Consider the following 21,257-nt stretch of genomic DNA (forward strand, 5'->3'; position numbering starts at 1 on the left):
CGGCCACGGCCGCCACGGCCGGGTGCCACAGCACGGCGCCGAGGCCGCCGAGAGTGGTCGCGGCGGCCAACTCCGGGCTGTAGTAGCCGAGCGTGGAGCTGACCCGGTCGGCGCGGCTGCGGTGGGCCGAGTCGGCACGCCGGGCCAACTCGCCCTGCATGGTGGTGTCGACCTCGGTCGTGGTGGTGTCAGGCATGGCTACTCCCTCCAGCACGAGTCACAGGCGGGGTGATCGCGGCCGACAGGCGGGTGTCGAGTCCGCGCAGCAGCCCGGCCAACACGCGGGCAACGGCCACGAACGGCAGGCGCGCGGCGTGGATGAGCAGGTACAGCAGCACCGCCGCGGCGAACAGCGCCAGCCGCCAGCCGCCGTGGGTGGCGAGGATGTCGGCCATACTCACGAGTCCTCACCGCCCTCGTGCACCTCGGCGACGAGGTTGAGCGCGTCCAGCAGCTCGATCGCGGCCTGCCGTGCCCGGTGCGTGTCCTCCACCGCCAGGCGGGGACGCAGCCCCTCACGGGCAAGCTGGGTCAGCACCAGAGTGACCACAGACCACGGGTTGTAGCTGGTGTGCTTTACCATCGGGTTTCCCTTCGAGTCATTGACCGGCTTGTCGGGAGGCCCGGCCCGACGCGCGTTCTTGGTCGGATGGCGTCGGGCCGGGGCGTAACTAGGTCAGGGCGGCGTGAATGATCAGGCGGTGGTCGAAGGCCAGCCGCAGGTCTGCCAGCTCGGGGACAGGCACCCAGCGGGCTTCGGCGGCGTCGTCGGCCGCGACTGGGGTCACGGTGGCGGGTAGCTTGGTGCGGTAGGCCACGCTGACGTATCGGCCACGCGGGTCACGTCCCGGCGCGTGGAACGTGCCCACGGTGTCCAGTTCGAGGGCGTGGATGCCGGTTTCCTCGGCCAACTCCCGCTCGGCGGCGTGTTCGACCGGCTCTCCGGCATCAACGTGCCCACCCGGCAGCGCCCACGCTCCAGCGAACGGCTCCCACCGGCGGCGGATCAACAAGACGCGCGCGGTGTTGTAGCTGGTTGCGAGCGCGACCACATCGGCGGTCAGGCGGATTGTCTCGTCCACAAGTGACTCCTTCTGTCGGCATTGCAGGCCGGGCGGCTCTAGAGCTGCTGGGCGCGTTCCCACAGCAGGTAGCGGGTGTGGGCCAGGGCGTAGACGCCGGACTCGACGCAGGTCCAGGTTTCGCCGAGGTTGTCGTGGGCGCGGGACACCTCGGCCGACTGTGAGCCCTCGAACAGCTCCCGCATCTGCGCGCGGACCTCGTCCAGGTGGTTCTGGATGCCGTGCAGCTCAGTGGCCAGTGCGTCCGCGCGCTCCGCACCGGACTGCAGCAGGTGGCGGATCTCTTCGACGTACGACACGATGCTCGTCCTTTCCGGGTCGGTGTGCTCAGCGTTCGGTCAGTCCGTCCAGGTAGGACCGCATGCCCTGCACGCTCTGCCGCGCCCCGCCGAGTGCGGTGTCCACCGAAGTGCGGGCCTGCCCAGCGACCTCGGTGGCCTGCTCGGCAACCGCCGCGATCTGGCCCATCAGCTCGCCGGTCTGCTCCTGCACCGCAGCCAGCCGGGCCGCGAGCTCGTCCAACTGCGAGACCACGTGCTCCCCACGGGCGCGCAGGGTCTCCATGTCCGCCATCGGACCTCCCGAAGAGTTGTTCGGCAGCGGCGTGGTACTCCGGTACTCCCGCTTGAGCGCCTCGTACGCCGCCCGCTGCTCGGCCTGCGTGGAATTGCGCTGCGCGGACTCCAACGTCGCTTTCGCCCGCTCGAACTCGGAATTGACCGGGTGCTCCTCCGGCAGCAGTGGCGCGTCGTCCTCCTCGCGCATCGCGTTCACCAGCCGCCGCACCTGGTCCGGACGCACCGACTCCCGCCCCTGCTGCTTCCGGTTCCTCGACCACTTCCGCCCGGCCATCACGCCGCCTCCCCATCCGACTCGGCCACGTCCCACCGCTCAGGCAACGCCCGCAACACCGCCCGCTCACCCCGCCGCACCGCACGCCACGCCCGACGCGCATCGAGAAACGACCGATCAAGCCGCACCGCCGCGGTCCGCTCCTCCTCGGCCAACTCCCGATCAACCTCATCAAGCAACCGCTCGATCTCCTCTCGCTCCACGTGCGCGTCCTCCTCCCACTGCGCAGCGCAAACATCCACATCCGTCGCCACAGCCACGACCTCGCGGGCCAGGCGACTCGTGATCCGTGCCGTCTTCACCTGTGTCCTCCTTCGTCATTCCGACATGGACCAACATATGTCAGATCATGTCACTGTGTCGTTACTCCATCCGCGTGAACTAGGTCGGGGTTGGTCAGGCGCGGTACGCTCGGTGTGTGGCAAGCAGCAGTACGGGCATGGCGCCGTTCGAGCGCGTCGCGGAAACACTTCGCCAAGCCGTCCGCACGGGCCGACTCCAGCCGGGGACGAAGCTCCCGAGCAACCGCGAGTTGGCAAAGCAGGAAGGCGTTTCCCTGGTCACCGCCCAGAAGGCGGTCGGCATCCTGCAGGACGAAGGTTGGGTGATCGCCCGCCCTTCGGTCGGCGTGTACGTCAGCGACACACAGCCGGCGCCACAGCCGCCCGAGACACTCGACGAGCTCCGGCAGGAAGTCGCCACGCTCCAAGCGACTGTGACCGAGCTGAAGGAACGCGTCTCGGACATCGAGCGCCGGCAGCGGCCTACGAAAGCTGATTGATGAAGCTCGCGACGCCCTCCGCCACGAACTCGAGGACTCCGAACGCCGAGACGGTCCACTCGGCGGCCTCGACCGGGTGCTTGACCACGAGCACCAGCATCCCGAGCAGGGCCAGAACCCCGAGGAACTTCGACAGCACGCCCGAGCCGCTCTGTGCGGGCATGGTCGGCATGGTCTGCTTGCGGGACATAGCTTCCTCCCAGTTCGTCGTTGTGGCGGTGATCGCCCGTGCCATGTCCCTAGGAAACCGCCTGTCAGCGGACGTCTACACCACGTTTACGGCGACGTCTTCAGACGTCCTGATCTGCATGAACGTCCCCAAAACGTCCCGAAACGTCCCACGAGGTAATCGCGATGGCGAATGATCGACTCCGGACCGCGATGCTCGCGGCCGGCCTGACCGTCGATGTCCTCGCGACCAAGGTCGGTGTCGACCCGAAGACCGTCGAACGCTGGATCGGGAACGAGACACGCAAGCCGCACCGAACCACCCGACAGCAGGTCGCGACGGTGCTGCGTACCCGCGAGATGGACCTATGGCCGGCGGCCGTCAGTGACTTGCCGAGCAACGGCCACGAGAACGAGCTCGTGCAGCTCTACCCGTCGCGCTCATCCATCACCGGGCCGACCTGGCAACGTCTCATCGACGACGTCAGCGAGCAGATGGACGTGCTCGTCTTCTCCGGCGCCTTCCTCGTCGAGCAGTACGACCTCGTGCCGGTTATCCAGCGCAAAGCCGCCAAAGGCGTCCGGTTTCGCCTTCTCGTCGGCGACGAAACCGCCCCTGCAGTCGTCGAGCGAGCCGTCGATGAGGGCACGCCCGGTGGACTCGAAGGCAGAGTGCAGCTCATGCGGCGCTACCTCGCCGAGGTAGCCGGCCTTGACGGCGTCGAGGTCCGCACCCACGGCACGATCCTGTACAACTCGCTCTACCGCTTCGATGAAGACCTGCTCGTCAACGGCCACGCCCACGGTGCGCTCGCCGGGCAGAATCCCGTGCTCCACTTGAAGTGTCTGCCAAACGGCCACATGTGGCAGCACTACATGCGTTCATTCGAACGAGTTTGGAACCAGGCCACTCCCGAACCACTCGAATAAGGAGCCGCGGCTTCATGGCACGCATCGACTACATCGACGACCCGAACGCGCCGACCATCAATAGCGTGGTCCCCTCGGTCACGGTCGCCATCCGCGACGAGCACGGCCGCATTCTGCTCATTCACAAGATCGACAATAACCTGTGGGCACTACCCGGAGGCGGCCACGATCCAGGCGAGAGCATCATCGACACCGCCATCCGTGAGGTAAAGGAAGAGACCGGACTCGACATCGAGGTCACCGGCCTGGTCGGCACTTACACTAACCCCAACCACCGCATGGCGTATCCCGATGGCGAGGTCCGACAGCAGTTCTCACTCTGCTTCTACGGCCGCTGGACGAGCGGAAAGCCACGCCAAGACGAGACCGAGGTCAAGGCCGTCCGCTGGGTCGACCCAAGCGAACTTGACGGCCTCAACATCCACCCGTCGATGCGGATGCGTGTCGAGCAGGCGCTCGACACGAGCCATACAGAGCCTCACCTCGGCTGAGCTCGCGCCAGCCGTTCCTCTGTACGGACCACGCACTCCTTCAGGACTGGCGCAGCCTTGACCCACGTACGATGGACCGGGTGGTCGTCTGGGTAGCGCTCCAGGATCTCCGTAATCCGCTCCTCATATGTCATTTCCTCACCACCCGGTCCGGTCGTAAGGTCAGCTGTGACCAACGCATCCATAACGGGGCTGTCCGCGAACGGGAACTCATTGATCTCTGTCGACAATCCACGTTCCACGGCTTCGAAACGAGCACCTGAGTGATGCGCTACGAGATTGACGATTGTACCTGGCCAGTTCTGATCTCGAAGAAAACGCGCCCCATCGAGCGGATGAAAACGCGTTTCGCCGATCCTCGGCGAGTAGCCGATATCATGGAGCCAAGCTGCAGTGAGCAGTATCATCTTCTCATTCGGCGCAACAGCGTAGGCGAGTGTCTCAGCCTTGTCTGCCACGGCTCGAACATGCCACCAACGGCGACCTAACGGCTCCACGAGCTCCCGGGACAACTTGACCGCCTGAGTTAGTAACGTCACGGCCCACACTGTACCTACTTCTGCCTGCGAGAGCGGCATGTCGTGTGTACGAGCTCGCTGAGTTCGGGCATCATGATCACCGTGTCTAGATCATCGCGTGAGCAAGCTGCTCACGCACCACCACCGACGCAACCATTGACCACCAAGACGCTATCCCTACTCGCCGCAGTAGCCCTCCTACTGGCTATCCTCGTGACTATTGCTCTGTGGGTGAAAGCGACTGAGGGACTCACTGGCGAACACCTTGTCAGCGCAAGGTTCGAGGCTCTCAAGATCGGCTTGAGCATCGTGGCCGGGAGCGGTGGCCTCATCGCCTTGTACTTAGCCTACCGTCGACAGAGGTCTACTGAAGAAACTCTAGTCCATCAACAGTCGGTATCAAATGCCGCCGAGGCAGACGCCACCGAACGCCGAATTACTGAACTCTACACCGCTGCAGTTGAGCAGATTGGATCCGAGAGAGCATCAGTGCGTTTCGGCGGATTGTATGCGCTAGAACGACTGGCGCAGAACCATGAAAATCAGCGTCAGACAATCGTTAATGTAATATGCGCGTATCTCCGCATGCCGTACACTCCCCCTTTCGAATCCGACCTGACCGACGCAGATGCCACCCCGGAAGCCGACAGAGAATCAAGTCTCCGAGAGCGAGAAGTCCGCATAGCAGCTCAGCGAATACTTCGCACGAATATGCTGGTAAGCGAGAACCAGGCATCTAGTTCTAACACCTGGAAGGATATCGACTTAGACCTTACAGGGGCCACTCTCATCGACTTCGATATGAGTGACACCGAGATGCGAACCGCAAACTTCAACTCAGCGACCTTTGTTGGAAATGCATTGTTCGATCGAGTTAAGTTCGCTAGCACTGCTAACTTTAGTTGCGCTGAATTCAAACAATACGCGCGATTCCTGGAAGCAGTTTTCGAAGGTGCAGCTTATTTTGACAGCGCCCACATATCAGGGAATGCTTGGTTTCCATACTCCTCGTTCTATCAGATTGCACATTTCCACGATGCAGCATTTGACGAAGATGCACTTTTCGAAAGCGCCCACTTCATGCAACCCACATTGTTCTCTTCGGCTCAGTTCCACGGAGATGCGTGGTTCGACTCTTCGAAATTCGAAGAAGATGTTTGGTTCCGTCGTTCACGCTTCGCGAAAGAAGCTTCGTTTCCGGAGGTAATATTCAAGAGACGCGCATTCTTCGACCGGGTTGAGTTTGTTCACGATGCAACCTTCTCGGCAGCACTATTCTCAAACCTCGCTCGATTTAACAGGTCCGTCTTTTCAGGCCAGTCACTTTTTTTCAACGTTACCTTTGCCGGGCAACTCTATACAAAGGATGCAATATTCAACGGACCAGTTGATCCACCACAGGCTTTGGAATCAAGGGGGCGAATAGAAGCGGACTTTACCGACAAGGAGAGCAGTTCGGAGGAACCATAAAAATCTTTACAACCGCTTCTCGTCAAAGCTAATCCATGTTACCCGTCTCCACGAGTACGGCGCAGCCACTCAAGTGCGTGTCGCTATGGGCGCGGACACAAGTCGCCCACAGCGAGTTGGGTAGCGCGCTATGCAGAGGACGGAAGGGGGCTAAGCTCAAACACACCTCAGTGCTCTCAACCACGCTGCCGCTTTGGGGGCACGGCCCATATGCGGTACCAACGCCATCGGAGAGCTCCATACTTGCAGCTCAAACACTACTACCTGCTTCCCCTCAAAATCCGTCCAGTGTGCGTTCGAGTCGCACCGGGGGCACCCTCCGTCCTCGTCCGCATCGCGACGGCGACCACGGCCGCACGCGGACCCTCCGCGATCCCGTCCACCCACGGGCCGCCATCGGTCGCCGGCAGGGCATTCACTGTCGGACTCGTTCGGCGGCAGCAGTCCGTCCGGGGCGAAACGGACGACAGTTCCGGCACCACCACGTCCCGATACGGCAGCGACGTGTGCACGACGGCGAGGGCTCCGCAGGGGCGGCACCGAATTGTCCGTGCAATTCTCCCGAATCATCCAAGCCGTCTTACCGGCTGAAACGACGATTTCGACGCCGACCCGTCGGAACCGCTCACATTCACGGCGACATGCGGCCATTCGGGCCATTTGATCCCATTGTCACTTCCCCGATCACCGCGGATCACTACCCTCTCCGTGAGGCGTACAGCCGCGACATCACCTGGGGGATGGCATGGACGACAGCATCCTCGATCCGGACGGCGCACGGGAGAAGCTGGCCGCGTGGAAGGGGCGTATCGACGAGCTCGCCGCGGACACCCGGACGATGAGCACCCAACTGCAGGAGGTCCGGGTCACCGCGACCGACCCGGACGGGCTCGTCGAGCTCACGGTCGACTCGACCGGTGCCCTGGTCGACCTCACCCTGACCGACCGGATGGAGCGCACCAGACCGGACGTGGTCGCACGGACGATCATGGCGACCCTCGCCCGGGCGAAGAACCAGCTGGCCGACCGCTCCCGGGAGATCATCGCCGACACGGTGGGCACCGAGTCGCCCGCGGCCCGGGCGATCGCGGAGTCCGTCGAGAACCAACTGCGCAGCGAGCCTGACGCGGACGCACCCGCCACCCCGGAACCCGAGGAGGACGGCTACGAGAACCGCTCCTTCCTGGAGAAGGGGTGACGATGGCCAACGGATACGTCGTCGACGCCGAGCAGCTCCGCGCGCACGCGGACAAGGTCGCCGGGATCCAGGCGCGCTTCGACGCGGTGAAAGGCGCGAGCGCACACATCCGGCAGAACGACCAGGCGTACGGACTCCTCTGCGGGTGGATCGCCGGGGTGCTCGAAGGCCGGCACACCCGGCAGGACGAGCTGATCGACTTCGTCGCGGAGAACCTCTCGCTCGCCGCGGACTCGTTGCGCTCCGCCGCGGACGTCTACGAGAGCCGGGAGACCGAGTACGCGGATCTGATCCGGTCGTCCGGTGAGCTGCCGTGACCGACGACTCGCTGGTCGCGCCGGTCGAGTCGTCCCGGCAGCCGTGGACCGGCTCGGGTCTGGCCGAGGGGGTCGAGGGGCTGGTCACCTCGATCCGGAACGAGGACTGGGTCACCGGGGCGCTGGCCGGGACGGGCCTGGCCCTCGAGGTCGCCGCCAGTGTGCTCGATCCGTTCAGCGCCCTGCTCTCCAACGGGCTCGGCTGGGCCATGGAGTACTTCGAGCCGCTGCGGGAGATCCTCGACGAGCTGACCGGCATGCCGGACGTGGTCATGTCCCATGCCGCGACGTGGACCAACATGGCCGAGGAACTCGGCGCCATGACCGAGGACCTGAGATCCAGCCTCGAGGGTGACCTCCCCGGATGGCAGGGCGGCGCGGCCGACGCGTACCAGGCGATGATGGCCAACAACGTGGAGGCCCTCGGCGGCTTGGCCGCGATCTCGGCCGCGATGGCCTCGGCCACCGAAGGCGCGGGCGGCCTGGTCCAGATGACCCGCGAGATCGTCCGCGACCTGATCGCGGACCTGGTGGCGCGGGTGGTCGTGTGGGCGGTCGAGGCGATCTTCGTGGTGACGATCCCGGTGATCGCCGCCCAGATCGTCGCGGCGGTGGTCAAGTGGGTCGGCCGCATCCTCACCTACGTCACGAGCCTGATCGACAGCCTGTCGAACCTGAGCAAGCTCCTGAGCGGATGAGGGGGAATCCGTGGCACGGGGAAGACCCAGTGGCCGAAATGGCAACGGTGACGGGAGAGATTCCCGGAAGACCCCACAACAGGTGGGCGTAAGGAACACGGGCTCCACCATGGCCGAGCTTCAGGACGCGACCGAAGCCAAGGCCGAGGGAGGCAGACCGGGCACGAACGGGCAGAGCTCCACCAACCCGGCGAGTGCGACGACAGCCCCGGGCTCCGACCCACCGAAACCCGACCGCCCGCAGCGACCCGACGACGCCCCGCTGAACCAGAGAAACGGCGCCGATCCGCAGAACAACACCAGGGACGGGGATGCGCACCAGACCCAGGGTGACCCGATCGACATCGCCACCGGCGAGATGATCCTGCGGCAGACCGATGTGGAACTGCAGTCGGTGCTCCCGATGGTGCTGCGGAGGATGCACCTTTCGTCGTACCGGGTCGGTCGACACTTCGGCCCGTCCTGGGCGTCCACACTGGACCAGCGGCTCGAACTCGGCAACGCCGGTGTGTCGTTCGCCGCGGAGGACGGCAAGCTACTCCTCGCCCCGACACCCGCGGTCGGTGCCACCGTGCGGTTCGGGGGCTCCCGCCACGAACTCACCGACAACCGGGACGGCGGCTACACCCTCACCGAGCACGACACCGGGCGAAGGCTCCTCTTCGCGGCCGGTGAGAACGTTCTCCCGCTCACCGCGATCATCGATCGGAACGGCAACCGCGTCGACGTCGAGCGGGATGCCGCGGGAACGCCCGTCGAGGTGCGGCACTCCGGCGGCTACCGCATCCGCGTCGAGTCCGACGACGGCCTGGTGACAGCGCTGTACCTGCGGGAAGCGGACAACGGCGACGACGTCCTGCTGCGGCGCTTCGTCTACGAGGACCGACGACTCACCGAGGTGATCAACGCTTCGGGCCTGCCGATGCGGTTCACCTACGACCGTGCGGGCCGTATCACGAGTTGGACCGACCGCAACGGCACCTGGTATCGCTTCACCTACGACTCCCGAGGGCGCGTGGTGACCGGTGAGGGTTCCGGCGGGTTCCTCAGCGGCACGATGGAGTACGACAGCGAGAACCGGATCACCCACTGGACCGACTCGCTCGGCGCCCGCACCACCTACCACCTCAACGAGGCGGGCCAGACGATCCGTGAGATCGACCCCCTCGGCGGGGAAACGCTGTCCGAGTGGAACGAGTACGACCAGCTGCTGTCCCGCACCGATCCGCTCGGCCGCACCACACGGTACGAGTACGACGACGACGGCAACCTGACCGTGGTCACGCGACCGGACGGAAGCCAGGCCCGGTTCGAGTACAACATCCTCGGGCTTCCGATTACGATCACCATGCCCGACGGCTCTGTCTTCAAGCGCGAGTACGACGAGCGTGGGAACCTCACAAGGGTGACCGATCCCCTGGGCGCTACCACCAGTTACGCCTACGATGAGCGTGGGCACCTCATGAGCAGCACTGATGCCTTGGGCAACGGACAACGGGTAGAGACCGACGCGGCGGGATTGCCAGTCGCGTTCGTCGACCATTCCAACCATACGACTCGCTGCGTGCGGGACAGGTTCGGCCGTATAACGCAGGCCACAGATCCGTTGGGCGTTACCACGGAATTCGGCTGGACAGCGGACGGCAGGCTCGTGTGGCGTAGATCGCCCAATGGGGCGACAGATCGTTGGAGGTACGACGGAGAGGGCAATCTCCGTGGATTCGTCGATGCCGTGGGACAGGAAACCCGGATCGACGTCACACACTTCGACCTGCCGACGACCGAGATCCGGCCGGACGGCTCACGCCTGGAGTTCGAGTACAACACCGAACTCCGCCTGACCAGCGTCACCAATGAATTGGGCTCGGTGTGGCGTTACGAGTACGACCAGTCCGGGAACCTGCTTCGTGAGACGGATTTCAACGGCCGGACCGTCGATTATCAGCACGACACCGTCGGGCAGCTGGTATCCCGCACCAACGGCATGGGGGATACCGTATCCTTCACTCACGATGTTCTCGGGAACCTGATCGAACGTCGTAGCAGTACGATGACGTCGAGGTTCAGGTACGACCCGCAGGGGAATATGGTCGAGGCGAGTGATCACCGCACGAAGGTCATTTTTCGACGTGACCCGGTCGGACGCGTGGTCGCCGAGACGATCAACGGCCGGACTGTTTCCTCGCTGTACGACGCAATCGGCCGCCGAGTGCGTCGTCGAACGCCTTCCGGCGCGGAGAGCACATGGGAGTACGACGCGAACAGCCAACCGATCGCTCTACATACAGCAGGACGTGTGTTGCATTTCAAGTACGACAGCGCGGGTAACGAACTTCACCGCTGGCTTCCTGGCAACACTATTCTGACTCAAGAGTGGGACACAGACAGTCAACTCCGTTCACAGACCATCAGCAGCACGGGGGGCCTGCAGAGGCAACGACGCTCCTACACCTACCGCCCCGACGGACATCTCATCGGGATGGACGATCCGCTCACCGGTCGACGCACGTTCGAACTCGACCACGTGGGCCGCGTCACCACCATCACGGGAACAGGCTGGACCGAGCGCTACGTCTACGACCCTGCCGGAAAAGTCACGCACGCCTCCTGGCCAACACCTCCCGAGATGACTGCGGAGGAAGCCGGAGACCGCGAGTACAGCGGGACCCTTATTCGCCGCGCCGGCACGGTACGGTACGAGCACGATGCTCAAGGGCGTGTCGTGCTCCGCCAACAGAAACATTTGTCCCGCAAACCGGACACATGGCGGTATTACTGGGACGCCGACGATCGCCTCGTGGAGGTTCTCACCCCGGACGGCGTCCGCTGGCGCTACCACTACGACGTACTCGGTCGACGCGTCGCCAAGCAGCTCGTCTCGCCTGACGGATCCCGTGTACTGGAACAAACCGAGTTCAGCTGGGATGGTCCGGTCCTTATCGAACAAGCTCACACCAGGGCCGGTGACCCCGGCATCCGCGTGACAGTGTGGGACTATGAGCCAAATACTCTCCGTCCGTTAGCCCAGACCGAGAGGTCCACCCTCCGCCACGCACCCCAACAGTGGTTCGATGAGCAATTTCATGCAATCGTCACCGATCTGGTCGGGACACCCACCGAACTAGTCAGTGATCAGGGCGGACTCGTCCAGTTGCACCGCACCACTCTTTGGGGACTCAGAGTGGACCGGAGCCGCCCTACCGTTCACACTCCGCTTCAATTTCCAGGCCAGTACACCGATCCTGAAAGCGGCTTCCACTATAATTTTCACCGGCACTATGACCCGTCTATCGGCCGTTACACGAGCAGCGATCCGTTAGGCTTCGCCGGAGGAATCGACCCACACGGCTACGTTCCTAACCCACACACCTGGATCGACCCACTCGGGCTGAAGTGCACCCGTGCGGAGATGAAACAGATGATGCGATCGCAAAGCATCGCCCCGGATCTTCTCCAGAAGGGCGTGCACTTCAACGTCGGCAGGATCGAGCTGCGGGTTTCACCGACCCACAGCGGCGGACTGGCGCTGAAGCCGGTTTTCTCGTCGTACACCGACCAGGCGGTCACCCAGGCCATTCGGAAGGGGGAGGGAGCATTGGAATACCAGGAGTTCCGCGATTGGTTGGTGAAACACGCGGAAGCGGGACTTGAGATGTCACGCCATGCGGACCACCGGTGGACGGGACGAGGGCGAGAACTCAAAGCACTGATCGAGGCGCTGAGGAACCATGGAAGTTGATCTGGAGACGTTCATCATCTCAGGTGAGTTCGGTTCCGTCGGCAGCGGTTCCGAGTACGGAAATGTGGCCACCAAATTCGGCGAACCCGAGCTACTCGAGGCACAGCATCGGTCGCGACCGATGATTGCACGGTACGGAGACGTCGAGTTCCGGTTCCTCGACCAGCTCCTTATCGCGATCTCTGTCAACTTGCCCGACCGAGAAGTCCCGAGGGCGGCAAATGTCGAGTTGACCGGACTCTGGCCACCGTCTGCGCGAACACTTGAGACGGTAGGAAAGCTCCTGAGGAAGCATGGCATTTCATGGCAGGTCGACCCGGTGATGTCGGCAACTAATCCCGAGGAGAACTCCCAGACCTGGGTGACCGACCGGAAGGTGCACCTCGGATTTTTTGCTGGATATCTGCACCGGATAACTGCAGAGCATGCACAACGCTGATACATCTTCCACACCGAGTCCTTCCGCCAGGTCATGTGCTCGAGTGCATCGCGTTCGAATAGTCTAGGATTCGAACCTGATCCAGAGAGCTCCCGACCTCAGGTGTGTGCAGGTGCAACCCTCCGACGAATCCCTGATCCCATCACTGCCCAGCGGAGAACGGACGGCCGAGTGCGGGTGATCGCCCGTGACGGGGAGCACGAGATCGAGATCCAGCGCTCGCTGTTCCGGTGCACCGTGGCGCGGGTCACGGACGTCGACGCGGCCTCGGCGGTGGTCGCGCGGGTCCGGAAGGCCGGGCCGGACGCCACCCACCACTGCGTCGCCATGCGGATCGGCGATCCCGACACCGGTGCACTCACCGCCCGCAGCAACGATGACGGCGAGCCGTCGGGCACGGCCGGTGTGCCGATGCTGGAGGTGCTGACCCGGCGCGATCTGACCGATGTCGTCGCCGTGGTGTCCCGGTGGTTCGGTGGCACCAAGCTCGGCGCCGGTGGCCTGGTGCGTGCCTACTCCGGTGCCCTCAGCGCGACGCTGGACGTCGTCGGTGAGCTCCGCCGGGTGCGTCACCGTGCGATGCTGGTGGCCGTCCCGCACGACCGCGCCGGGCGGCTGGAGCACGACCTGCGCCACTCCCCGTACCGGCTGCGGGACGTGGACTACGCCTCCGACGTCACCTTCACCGTCGCCGTGCCCACCGCCGAGGTGGACAACTTCGCGGCATGGCTGGCCGAACATTCCGGCGCCGGGGTCGAGGCTGTCGACGCCGGTCCGGTCGATCTCTACCTGCCCTGAACGTTCAGACTCAGCCCTACGACACCGGGAGTCAGCCCCGTCATGCCAGACCGCAACGATATGGAGGACACGCTCAACCCGGAATCGATCAGTTCTCGAGCGGAGCTTTCGACGTATCTGGCCTCCCTCACCTCGATGATCCGTCAAGGACACATTCCTGCCGAGAACGCGACAACGGAGGATTTCCTCGAGGCGGCCAGTGCGTGGCTCTCCGACATGGACGGCTATTCCGCGTGGCGAGGTGAACCTACGCCGGAAGCGCCTACCTGGCCACTCGTCGCGGCTCTCTTCCGCGCGGCCCTGGCATACGAGTGACTCGGCTGCTTCCGGCTCATCGGCGTGACCGGATGGCAAGGAGTCGCAGGCTGACGGAGCGGTCAGCCTGCGCTTGAGGCCGGCGTCTCCGGGTCGACGTGGGACGTGGTCACGTGGAAGCCGAGCGATCGCAGCCTCCGGGCCACGTGCTGTTCCCCTCCGGTGAACTCGGCGGACCGCAACGGCTCTCGCCCCGGCAGGTAGCCGTGCGCCACACCGATGATCGCTTTCGAGTCGTAGCTCCTGCCCTCGTGCTGGAGCAGGTACGCACGTGCCTCCGCGTAGCCGTGGTCGGCCAGGAATCGTTCCCGGCCCACGCGGTCGCATTCCTCAATGGCCGAGAGAACGGCATGCCGAGTCACATCGGTGAGTCCCACGCGGACAGGATAGGCCACCGGATCACCGGTGACCAGGCGACGCCCCTGGAGGCGGCCGCGATTCCTCGGCGTCCACGCCCGCTGCGCGACGCCGCGACCGGTGGAAGTGTCGTGCCGCGTCCGTCACGAGTACCGCACCGGCGACCACCTGGAGGGCGGACAGCCATGCCGGGTTGTCCGATCCGAGCAGCAGGTACACGCCGACGGCGGCGACGAAGGCACCCGCGAGGAGACGCCAGACGAACACCGCCGACGACGCCGACCTCGGCTCATTCCCGGTCACGGCGCATCCTCCCCCGTCCCGACGACGCCGGTGGCGACCGGACCGTCCGCGGCCCGAGCTCATTCCCGTCGTGTCGCGAACTCGACGACCTGTTGATACGTGGGGCGATTCTGCCAGCTGATTTTGTCGTGGGTGATCCCACCGAGCGGGTTGTGGACGATCGAGTCGGCGCACCACTGGTCACCCGCGTCGCAGTTCGCGTCGCCCGGGTAGACCTCGGTGGCCGGTTGTGCGACGGCCTGCCGGAGGGTGTCGAGCAGCAAGTCGCGGCACCGGTCGGGGTCTCCCCCACCGCAGAAGGTCTCCCCCAAAGGCCCCTCCACCGGCTCACCCAGCACCGCGCGCAGGTCCTTGTGCACGTAGCCCCACCAGCCGGAGTGGAAGGCCGAACCCTGGTGCGGCTGTCCGACCCGCTTGCCGGGGACCTCGTTCTGGAACCCGGACGGAACGTCGTTGATCTGCAGGACGTCGACCATCGCGTCGAAGGCCTCCGGGCCGAGCCCCGGTTCGAACTGGGCCCGCACCAGCAGCGGCCACCAGGCGTCCATGATGCGGATCGCCTCGGTGTGGGCGTAGGTGCGGCTGCCCGGTTCCGTTTCCGCGCGCAGGCCGCCGTCGTCCAGCCATGCCCGCAGGCGGGCGACGGCCGCCTGCGCATCCGGGTCCGTGACGGGGGCCGTGTCGAGCACCCGCAGCAGCAGGGGCAGGACCCGTTCGGCGCGGAGGTCGGCCAGGCCGGCCTCCGCCATCTCCCGGACGAGTTCGGCGCGGTTCGCCGTGCCGCCGTCGGCGATCAGGTCGGCCACCCGCCGGTCCAGCAGGTCACCCCGGTGCACGGCCGACCATCCGTATCCCGCGGCCGCGTACTCCTGCGCCTGGGCGTTGTTCCAACTGACGTAGTAGTCCTGATTGACCGAGTGCGGATTCGCCTCGAACGGGGTGTAGGTGGCGGTGTTGGTCTCCGGATCCCAGTTCTCCCATTCGAAGCGGGGTTCGGCCCGGATCGGCATGCTCGGGTCGACCACGTCGGGGCGCTGCGGGTTGGCGCCCGAGTTGTAGTACGCGGTGTCGTCGGCGTCGGCGTAGAACCAGTTGAACGTGAAATTGATGTCGGCGGCGGCGCGCTGGAAGTCCTCCGCCGAGCGGATCGCGTCGGGGTCGTTGAACTTCTGGAAGCCGATCAGCGAGTCCACCTCGTGCAGGAACGACGAGCGCAGCGTGGTGTAGGCCACGGGGGCACCGTCGACGACGGCGCGGTGGGTCACCGGGCCGAACTCCGTGCGGTAGCTGCGCAGGGTGTAGGAACCGGGTGGGGTGGGGTCGGCGATGGTGGGCTTCCACGCGTTCTCCCGCTCGACGGTCTCCATCGCCACGCACTCGCCCCGGAACCGGTAGTGGTCCGACTCCCGCGTCGGTGTGCTCCCGTCCGGTTCGCACAGCTCGACGGCGTAGGTGTCGAGGACGTCCTGGCCCGCGCTGGTGGCGCTCCACGAGTAGTCCTGGCCCCGGCCGAGCAACACGTAGAAGCTCAGCCCGGCGAACGACGCACCACGCGCGCTGATCCCCGGCCCCTGGAGTTCCTGCAGCATGAGCAGCTGGGGCGCGAAGTACCCCGTCTGCGGGCCGAACACGGCGACCGGGTTGCCGCTGTCGGTGTGCCGACCGGAGACCATCAGCGCGTTGGACATCCCGGTCTCCCCGCTGAGCAGGTCGGCCGGCAGCACCCCGTCGGCGAAGATGCCGCGGGCGGGGTCGAGCCGGGACGGTGCGGACACCCGCTGCGGCTCGGCATCCGCGTCGGCCGCGGACCCCTCGCGGTCGAACACGAGCGGTTGCCCGGTGACCGAACCGGGCTCGGGCAGGGCCCGCCCCTCGGGTTCGTCCGGGGTGCCGCCGTAGGGGAAGGTCTGCCCGTCGTGCAGGGTGCGCACGGTCTCCGGGTCGTTCGCCGCACGCATCCCGCGCCACACCCGTTCGCCCTGTTCGGGGCCGTAGCGTTCGTGCAGGGCGAGTCGGGCGATCGCGGCGCGGACCTCTCCCCCGCCGCCGACGCCGAACTGGGCGCCGATCACCGAGGCCAGCACGGCCAGGTCGGTGAGGGTGAACGGTTCGATCTCGCCGATGTTGGTGATCGGGGTGACGTGCCCGGTGAGCACGTACTCGCCCGGGAAGTAGCGGCCGCGTTTCGCGCGCTCGATGTAGGTGTTGATGCCGTCGAGGTAGGCCCGCGCGTCCGCGAGTCCCTGCCGGCCGCGCGGGCCGGAGTTGGCCAGCCGGTCGATCTGCGCCCGCAGCTCGGACTCGGTGTAGGGGGCGGCGGCGAAGAACTGCTGTTCGAGCTGCCGGTTCGCCTCGGCACCGCCGGCGAACGAGGTGAGCTGGCCCCGCCCGACCCGGCGCAGGACGTCCATGATCCACAGGCGGTCCTGGGCCGCGACGTACCCGGCGCCGAACTCGGTGCCCTCACGGGTGTCACCGTAGACGTGCGGCACGTGGTCGGAGTCGCGCACGATGGTCACGTCGTCACGGGGCCGGATCCGGCTGTCCACCTCGTCCGGCTCGACGCCGAAGCTCGCGTCGTTGAAGAACCGGTCGATCGTGTCCGTGGTGACCGTGGGGTACTCGTCGGCCAGGGCGGCATAGGTGCCGAGCTGGTCGTCCGAGTGCGGTGGGCGGGTGCCGACCAGCTGGTGCGCCAGGATCTCGGTGAGTGTGGCGCTGCCGTCCTGGCCCGGCGGGAGGATCTCGGCGCAGCGGTCCCCGCAGTGGTCCGGGATCGCCTCGCCGGGTGCGGTGGTGCCCGTGTCGGCCTCCGCCCCGGTGTCCGCCCGGGCGGCCCGGGGCACGGGGACCAGGGCGGAGACGACGACGAGTGCGACAGCGGCGATCGAGACGGACACCCGCGCGCGCATACGGCCTCCCTCGACGTTGTGACCACGGGCACACTACGACCGCGCGACGACGAAGTGAAAGTGATTCGCTTTTCGCTCACCCGAATGGCGCAGCGCGGACGTCGGCGGGTCCGTCCGGTCACGGACGGCCGGAGCGGCACCGTGCCGGGTATCGTCGTGGCCGTCGTCGGCACCCGAGGCCGGTGCCACGTGTCGGTTCGGCAGGACCCGCGGGAAAGGACAGGCAGTGGTCGAGCAGAGTCTGTGGATGCGGAAGGTCACCGCCGACCCCGGTCACTCCACCTGGTACGTCGAGCGGTTCCGGTCCATGGCCCGCGCCGGGGACGACCTCGCGGGAGAGGCCCGCCTGGTGGACGCGATGGTGCCCCGGGGTGCCCGGATTCTCGACGCGGGCTGCGGGCCGGGCCGCGTGGGCGGGGCACTGGCCGCGGCGGGGCACGACGTCGTCGGTGTGGACGGCGATCCGGTGCTGATCGAGGCCGCCGAGCAGGATTACCCCGGTCCGCGGTGGCTGGTCGGCGATCTGGCCGAACTGGACCTGCCCGCACGGGGCCTGTCCCAGCCCTTCGACGCCGTCGTCTGCGCCGGGAACGTCCTGCCCTTCTGCGCGCCGAGCACCCGCGGGGAGGTGCTCCGTCGGCTGCACACGCACCTCGCTCCGGGCGGGCGGGCCGCGATCGGATTCGGCGCCGGTCGCGGCTACGAGTTCCCCGATTTCTTCGCCGACGCCGACGCGGCCGGTTTCGTGTCCGACCTCGCGCTGTCCACATGGGACCTGCGCCCGTTCACCGACGACGCCGACTTCCTCGTCGCCGTACTCCGCCGCCCGTGAGCTCCGCGCTGCTCGTGGGCCCAGCGCTGCTCGTGGACCCAGCGCTGCTCGTGGACCCAGCGCTGCTCGTGGGCTCGGCGTTGCTTCTGGGCTCCACCGCCCGGTGGATCGCCGTTCACCGAGGTCACGCCTCCGCCCCGGGAGAACCCACCTGGAACGTCGCCCCGAACGGATCGGTGACCCCGGCGAGTCGTCCGTAGACCATGTCGAACGGGTCGGCGGCCGTCCCGCCGTTGTCCCGGACCCGGCGCACCGTCTCGTCCGCATCGTCCACCTGGAACAAGGTGCCCCAGCCGGGCCGCTCCGCCGACGGGTCGCCCACGATGCCGCCGATCTCGTGACCGTCCGGCCTGCGCAGGAAGGTAGAGTCGGCGTCGGGCATGTTCGGGTCGCCGTCCAGCGAATAGTCGAACACCGCGCGGTAGAACTCGCGTGCGGCGGCGGGGTCCCGGGTGAGCAGGTCGTTGCGGAGCAGGGCGTTCGGCTCGTTGACGAGCTCACACCCGAGGTGGGCACCCGCCTGCCACAGTCCGAACTGCGCACCGGTGGGGTCCCGCACGATCGCCATCCGCCCCTCGTCCATGACGTCCGTCGGGGCGGTCACCACCGAACCACCGGCACGCTCCGCCGTGGCCGCCGTGGCGTCGCAGTCGTCGGTGGCGAAGTACAGGTTCCACCAGAACTCCGTCGCGTCCGGATCCTGGTGCGGCATGAGCCCGGCGACCCGGCGGCCGCGCAGCAGGCACTGGGTGTACCGGCCGGCCTCCTCCGGCCCCACGTCGAACTCCCAGCCGAACACCGCACCGTAGAAGCCCATCGCCCGGTCGAGATCCGGGATGCCCAGATCGAGCCAGGTCGGTGTACCCGGCGGCTGGGCCGTGGTCACTTCGCTCATCGCATCTCCTCACTACCGGCCGTTCTGTGCGGAGACTAGCGCCAGGGTCCGACGGGAACAGGCCGGTCGCCACCCGATCGCGGTACACGGCCGTGTGTGGGGAGGGAACCCCCGGCAACGGGGTGGGTGGTCAGGAGCGCGGGCGCAGCAGTGCGATCGTCGCGTCGACGGCCGCCTCGGAGATGTCGGTAATCCGGCCGCCGTCCTCCACGGTGGCCGCCAGCAGCTCACGCAGCCCGCCGAGCAGGATGATCGCCTGCGGGCGGGTCACCGGCCGCACCCCGGCCGCGCGGAGCTCGTCGGTGTCGCAGAGCCGCTGGATCATGACCACGAAGGCGTCCATCGCCTCGCGCTGGAGCTCGCGTGCGGCCGCGCCGAGGGAGGGCAGGTCGCGGATCCAGCTCACGGTGACCGCGGGGGTGGATTCCGCGGAGGCGATCCAGGCGGCCACCGCCTGCCGGATCTGCGTCTCCCACGGCGCCGCCGGGTCCACCGCCGCCGAGATCCGCCGGATCGTGTGGTCGTTCGCCGCCGCGAGCAGGGCGAGGTAGCACGCCTCCTTGCCGGAGAAGTGCTCGTAGAAGGTGCGGCGGGAGGTCCGGGCGCGCCGGACGATGTCGGCGACCGTCGTGGTGCGGTACCCGTCCTCGGCCAGCGCGTCGGCGAGCGCGGCGAGCAGCCGCTGCCGGAACCCGTCCCCGGCGGAGGGCACGGGGGCCTCGGTGACGCGCTCGCTGCCGGTCGTCATGGCCTCCACGCTATACGGCCCGGGCCGCCTCTTGTCCGGCGCGGTACGGATGCGTACCGTACCGCTGGTACGCCGACGTACCAGACGCACGAGGGGGAGCCACTCCGATGCCGACCGAGACCCTGCCTGCCGGGACCGGGCTGCCTCCCGGGCCCGGTCTGCCACCCGCGCTGCAGGCCGCGCACGCGATCGTGTCCCCGCAACGCGGGATGAAGTCCCTGCGGGACCGCTACGGGGACGCCTTCACGGTGCACCTCCCACTGTTCGGCCGTACGGTCGTGCTCAGCGACCCGGACGAGGTCAAGCAGCTGTTGCAGACCAGGCCCGACCGCGCGGAGAACATGGAACCGAACCTCGGCAGGCTGCTCGGTCCGGGTTCGATGTTCTCCCTGACCGGCGACCGGCACCGCCGCGAGCGCAAGCTGCTGGTGCCCCCGTTCCACGGCCGCAGGCTCGCGGCGTACGAAGGCATCGTCGAGGAGGAGACCCGGCGCGAGCTCGCCGCGTGGCCGGAGGGCACGTCGTTCGCGACGCTGCCCTCCTGGATGCGGATCACGCTGAACATCATCCTGCGCGCGGTGTTCGGCGCCGAGGGCGCGGAGCTGGAACGGCTGCGGGACCGGATCCCCCGCCTGGTCACGTTGGGATCGCGGCTCGCCGTGCTGCCGGTGCCGGAGGTCGACCTCGGGTGGTGGAGCCCGTGGGGCCGGTTCAAGATCATGCGGGACGAGTTCGACGCCATCGTCGAGCGGCTCATCACCAAGGCGGAACGGGGCGGGAACCTCGACGAGCGCAACGACGTGCTCTCGCTGATGCTGCAGGCCCGCTACGAGGACGGCAGCGCGATGACCCACGGTGAGATCGCCGACGAGCTGCTCACCCTGCTCGCCGCCGGACACGAGACCACGGCCACGACGCTGGCGTGGGCCGTCGAACGGCTCCGCAGGCACCCGGCCCTGCTGGGCGAGCTCACCGCCGAGGCGGACGCGGGGGGAAGCACGCTGCGGGACGCCACGATCACCGAGGTGCAGCGCACCCGCCCGGTGATCGACCTGGTCGGCCGGACGGTGGAGGTCGACGGCCTGGAGATCGGACGTTGGCGGCTGCCCCGGAAACAGCTCGTGCTCGCCAGCATCGCCCTGCTGCACCGTAACGAGTCGGTGTTCCCGGACGCACGCCGGTTCGACCCGTACCGGTTCGTCGATTCGCGGCCCGACCTCTACCAGTGGATCCCGTTCGGCGGCGGCACCCGCCGCTGCATCGGCGCGGCCTTCGCCACGATGGAGATGAACGTCGCGCTGCGCACGATGCTGCGGCACTTCTCCCTGCTGCCCACCACCGAGCCCGGTGAACGGTGGCGTTCCCGCGGGGTCGCCGAACGCACCGGCCCGGGGCGCCGGGCGCGTCGTCCGCC

Annotated in this window: 26 protein-coding genes; 13 read left to right on the forward strand and 13 right to left on the reverse strand. The window is 66.8% G+C overall.

Going from position 1 to position 21,257, the window contains the following annotated elements:
* From ACTIR_RS26685 to ACTIR_RS0114135, 7 genes are all read right to left on the reverse strand, one after another.
* On the reverse strand, window positions 1-196 hold a 196-nt coding region (locus tag ACTIR_RS26685; protein WP_034240101.1), incomplete at its 3' end, for a hypothetical protein.
* The gene (locus tag ACTIR_RS0114110; RefSeq protein ID WP_052583886.1) at window positions 189-395 is read right to left on the reverse strand and encodes a hypothetical protein; all 207 of its coding nucleotides are present in this window, start codon (window positions 393-395) and stop codon (window positions 189-191) included. The genes ACTIR_RS0114110 and ACTIR_RS26685, both read right to left, overlap by 8 nt.
* A 2-nt stretch (window positions 396-397) precedes the next feature.
* Window positions 398-583 carry a hypothetical protein gene (locus ACTIR_RS25955; RefSeq protein ID WP_154663759.1) on the reverse strand — a complete coding sequence of 62 codons (186 nt, stop codon included), beginning with the start codon at window positions 581-583 and terminating at the stop codon, window positions 398-400.
* Between the two features lie 88 nt (window positions 584-671).
* On the reverse strand, window positions 672-1,082 hold the full coding sequence (locus ACTIR_RS0114120) for an NUDIX domain-containing protein (protein WP_026454776.1): 411 nt from the start codon (window positions 1,080-1,082) through the stop codon (window positions 672-674).
* Between the two features lie 38 nt (window positions 1,083-1,120).
* Entirely contained in the window at window positions 1,121-1,381 is a 261-nt protein-coding gene (locus ACTIR_RS0114125) for a hypothetical protein (RefSeq protein WP_026454777.1), read from the reverse strand.
* Between the two features lie 28 nt (window positions 1,382-1,409).
* Window positions 1,410-1,934: a hypothetical protein gene (locus ACTIR_RS0114130; protein WP_026454778.1), complete on the reverse strand. Its 525-nt coding sequence runs from the start codon at window positions 1,932-1,934 to the stop codon at window positions 1,410-1,412.
* Entirely contained in the window at window positions 1,934-2,236 is a 303-nt protein-coding gene (locus tag ACTIR_RS0114135) for a hypothetical protein (RefSeq protein WP_026454779.1), read from the reverse strand. The genes ACTIR_RS0114130 and ACTIR_RS0114135 overlap by 1 nt, the downstream gene beginning before the upstream one ends.
* 116 nt (window positions 2,237-2,352) lie before the next feature.
* On the opposite strand from ACTIR_RS0114135, the gene ACTIR_RS0114140 reads away from it, so the two are divergent.
* Window positions 2,353-2,715, forward strand: a complete 363-nt coding sequence (locus ACTIR_RS0114140) for a GntR family transcriptional regulator (RefSeq protein ID WP_026454780.1) — start codon at window positions 2,353-2,355, stop codon at window positions 2,713-2,715.
* Here the strand turns inward: ACTIR_RS0114140 and ACTIR_RS0114145 are convergent.
* Window positions 2,699-2,950: a hypothetical protein gene (locus ACTIR_RS0114145; protein WP_233345912.1), complete on the reverse strand. Its 252-nt coding sequence runs from the start codon at window positions 2,948-2,950 to the stop codon at window positions 2,699-2,701. The genes ACTIR_RS0114140 and ACTIR_RS0114145 overlap by 17 nt on opposite strands.
* 119 nt (window positions 2,951-3,069) lie before the next feature.
* Between ACTIR_RS0114145 and ACTIR_RS0114150 the strand changes: the two genes are divergently transcribed.
* Together ACTIR_RS0114150 and ACTIR_RS0114155 are read left to right on the forward strand one after the other, a co-directional pair.
* Window positions 3,070-3,813 carry a helix-turn-helix domain-containing protein gene (locus tag ACTIR_RS0114150; protein ID WP_034240106.1) on the forward strand — a complete coding sequence of 248 codons (744 nt, stop codon included), beginning with the start codon at window positions 3,070-3,072 and terminating at the stop codon, window positions 3,811-3,813.
* A gap of 14 nt (window positions 3,814-3,827) precedes the next feature.
* Entirely contained in the window at window positions 3,828-4,304 is a 477-nt protein-coding gene (locus ACTIR_RS0114155) for an NUDIX hydrolase (protein WP_026454783.1), read from the forward strand.
* Here the strand turns inward: ACTIR_RS0114155 and ACTIR_RS25480 are convergent.
* The gene (locus ACTIR_RS25480) at window positions 4,292-4,843 is read right to left on the reverse strand and encodes an HD domain-containing protein (protein WP_233345913.1); all 552 of its coding nucleotides are present in this window, start codon (window positions 4,841-4,843) and stop codon (window positions 4,292-4,294) included. The two genes, ACTIR_RS0114155 and ACTIR_RS25480, sit on opposite strands and share 13 nt — an antisense overlap.
* Before the next feature lie 192 nt (window positions 4,844-5,035).
* Between ACTIR_RS25480 and ACTIR_RS25485 the strand changes: the two genes are divergently transcribed.
* The 8 genes from ACTIR_RS25485 to ACTIR_RS0114185 all read left to right on the forward strand — a co-directional run bounded on the left by ACTIR_RS25485 (window position 5,036) and on the right by ACTIR_RS0114185 (window position 13,796).
* A complete protein-coding gene (locus ACTIR_RS25485; protein ID WP_161629638.1) occupies window positions 5,036-6,292 on the forward strand; it encodes a pentapeptide repeat-containing protein in 1,257 nt (418 codons plus the stop codon).
* Window positions 6,293-7,037: 745 nt separating this feature from the next.
* Window positions 7,038-7,490: a YbaB/EbfC family nucleoid-associated protein gene (locus tag ACTIR_RS0114160; RefSeq protein ID WP_026454784.1), complete on the forward strand. Its 453-nt coding sequence runs from the start codon at window positions 7,038-7,040 to the stop codon at window positions 7,488-7,490.
* A gap of 2 nt (window positions 7,491-7,492) precedes the next feature.
* A complete protein-coding gene (locus ACTIR_RS0114165; RefSeq protein WP_026454785.1) occupies window positions 7,493-7,807 on the forward strand; it encodes a type VII secretion target in 315 nt (104 codons plus the stop codon).
* On the forward strand, window positions 7,804-8,505 hold the full coding sequence (locus tag ACTIR_RS0114170) for a WXG100 family type VII secretion target (protein ID WP_026454786.1): 702 nt from the start codon (window positions 7,804-7,806) through the stop codon (window positions 8,503-8,505). The genes ACTIR_RS0114165 and ACTIR_RS0114170 overlap by 4 nt, the downstream gene beginning before the upstream one ends.
* A gap of 109 nt (window positions 8,506-8,614) precedes the next feature.
* Window positions 8,615-12,244, forward strand: coding sequence for an RHS repeat-associated core domain-containing protein (locus tag ACTIR_RS23395; RefSeq protein WP_154663760.1), 3,630 nt, complete (start codon window positions 8,615-8,617; stop codon window positions 12,242-12,244).
* Complete coding sequence (locus tag ACTIR_RS25960; protein ID WP_154663761.1) at window positions 12,234-12,683, forward strand: hypothetical protein; 450 nt, start codon at window positions 12,234-12,236, stop codon at window positions 12,681-12,683. Before ACTIR_RS23395 ends, ACTIR_RS25960 begins: the two co-directional genes overlap by 11 nt.
* A gap of 171 nt (window positions 12,684-12,854) precedes the next feature.
* Complete coding sequence (locus ACTIR_RS0114180) at window positions 12,855-13,481, forward strand: IMPACT family protein (RefSeq protein ID WP_026454787.1); 627 nt, start codon at window positions 12,855-12,857, stop codon at window positions 13,479-13,481.
* 42 nt (window positions 13,482-13,523) lie between these two features.
* Window positions 13,524-13,796 (forward strand): DUF7660 family protein, encoded by a 273-nt coding sequence (locus ACTIR_RS0114185; protein WP_154663762.1) that lies wholly within the window; start codon window positions 13,524-13,526, stop codon window positions 13,794-13,796.
* A gap of 62 nt (window positions 13,797-13,858) precedes the next feature.
* Here the strand turns inward: ACTIR_RS0114185 and ACTIR_RS23400 are convergent, their stop codons facing one another.
* Window positions 13,859-14,113: a hypothetical protein gene (locus ACTIR_RS23400; protein ID WP_084789513.1), complete on the reverse strand. Its 255-nt coding sequence runs from the start codon at window positions 14,111-14,113 to the stop codon at window positions 13,859-13,861.
* Window positions 14,114-14,515: 402 nt separating this feature from the next.
* Window positions 14,516-17,368 carry a penicillin acylase family protein gene (locus ACTIR_RS0114200; protein ID WP_026454790.1) on the reverse strand — a complete coding sequence of 951 codons (2,853 nt, stop codon included), beginning with the start codon at window positions 17,366-17,368 and terminating at the stop codon, window positions 14,516-14,518.
* Between the two features lie 226 nt (window positions 17,369-17,594).
* Between ACTIR_RS0114200 and ACTIR_RS0114205 the strand changes: the two genes are divergently transcribed.
* On the forward strand, window positions 17,595-18,200 hold the full coding sequence (locus ACTIR_RS0114205) for a class I SAM-dependent methyltransferase (RefSeq protein WP_026454791.1): 606 nt from the start codon (window positions 17,595-17,597) through the stop codon (window positions 18,198-18,200).
* Between the two features lie 124 nt (window positions 18,201-18,324).
* Here ACTIR_RS0114205 and ACTIR_RS0114210 read toward each other — a convergent pair whose 3' ends face one another.
* On the reverse strand, window positions 18,325-19,095 hold the full coding sequence (locus ACTIR_RS0114210; protein ID WP_026454792.1) for a VOC family protein: 771 nt from the start codon (window positions 19,093-19,095) through the stop codon (window positions 18,325-18,327).
* Window positions 19,096-19,225: 130 nt separating this feature from the next.
* Window positions 19,226-19,843, reverse strand: coding sequence for a TetR/AcrR family transcriptional regulator (locus tag ACTIR_RS0114215; protein ID WP_052583892.1), 618 nt, complete (start codon window positions 19,841-19,843; stop codon window positions 19,226-19,228).
* A 107-nt stretch (window positions 19,844-19,950) separates the two neighbouring features.
* Here ACTIR_RS0114215 and ACTIR_RS23405 point away from each other — a divergent pair.
* On the forward strand, window positions 19,951-21,257 hold a 1,307-nt coding region (locus ACTIR_RS23405; RefSeq protein WP_065388590.1), incomplete at its 3' end, for a cytochrome P450.

The sequence above is a fragment of the Saccharomonospora iraqiensis subsp. iraqiensis genome, assembly GCF_000430445.1.
GTDB lineage: Bacteria > Actinomycetota > Actinomycetes > Mycobacteriales > Pseudonocardiaceae > Saccharomonospora > Saccharomonospora iraqiensis.